General features: G+C 58.4%; 1 protein-coding gene. It reads left to right on the forward strand.

The features are described 5' to 3' along the window. Positions 1-829: type II secretion system F family protein (locus JF66_RS18995; RefSeq protein ID WP_035880444.1), on the forward strand; the 829-nt coding region annotated here is incomplete at its 5' end. Between the last annotated feature and the right edge of the window lie 160 nt (positions 830-989).

The raw sequence follows: 989 nt of genomic DNA on the forward strand, positions 1-989 counted from the left end.
CCCCATCATGATCAACCTCATCAAGGCCGGCGAGACGGGCGGTTTCCTCGAGAATTCGCTCAATTCGGTGGCCGAGAATTTTGAATCGGAGGGAAAGCTCCGAGACACCATCAAATCGGCCATGGCCTACCCGACGATCGTTCTCGTCATGGCCGTGGTGGCCGTCATCGGCATGCTCACGTTCATCGTGCCTGTCTTCGAGAAGATGTTCGCCGGCTTCGGTGGACAGCTGCCGCTGCCCACTCAGATTCTGGTGGTGCTCTCCAAGGTCATGGTGTGGCTGCTTCCGGTCCTGGTCGTGTTGGGCGTCGCCTTCTCGATCTGGTGGCGCAAGAACAAGAACACCGAGGCCGTGCGCAAGATCATCGACCCCATCAAGCTCAAGGTTCCCGTCTTCGGGCCGCTGATGACCAAGCTTGCCATCGCACGCTTCAGCCGCAACTTCTCGACCATGATCGGCGCCGGGGTGCCTATTCTGCAGTCCCTCAACATTGTGGGAGAGACCTCCGGCAACTGGGTGGTGGAATCCGCGCTGCGCAAGGTGCAGGAGTCCGTACGGCAGGGAATGTCGATTGCCGGTCCGCTGTCGCTGGAACCGGTGTTTCCTCCCATGGTCGTGCAGATGATCGCCGTCGGTGAAGACGCCGGGGCGCTGCAGACCATGCTCGGAAAGATCGCGGATTTCTATGACCAGGAGGTGCAGTCAACGGCGGAACAGCTCACCGCCCTGATTGAGCCGCTCATGATCGCCTTCATCGGCGTGGTCATCGGCGGCATGATCATTGCCCTCTACATGCCGATGTTTTCCATCTTTCAATACATCAAGTAAAAAATTGCCCCCGAACTGGGGGTTTATTTTGGGTTTCTCAGCCACTTTTCTGTGCTACGGACGTATGCTCTCCTTAAGCAGGCGAAGGTCTTCCTCGCAGGCGCCTCAGAGAAGGACCCATCATGATCAACACGCTCACCGGACCGCTCGCACGCAAGCG

The sequence above is a fragment of the Cryobacterium sp. MLB-32 genome (genome assembly GCF_000738085.1).
In the GTDB taxonomy this organism is placed as follows: domain Bacteria; phylum Actinomycetota; class Actinomycetes; order Actinomycetales; family Microbacteriaceae; genus Cryobacterium.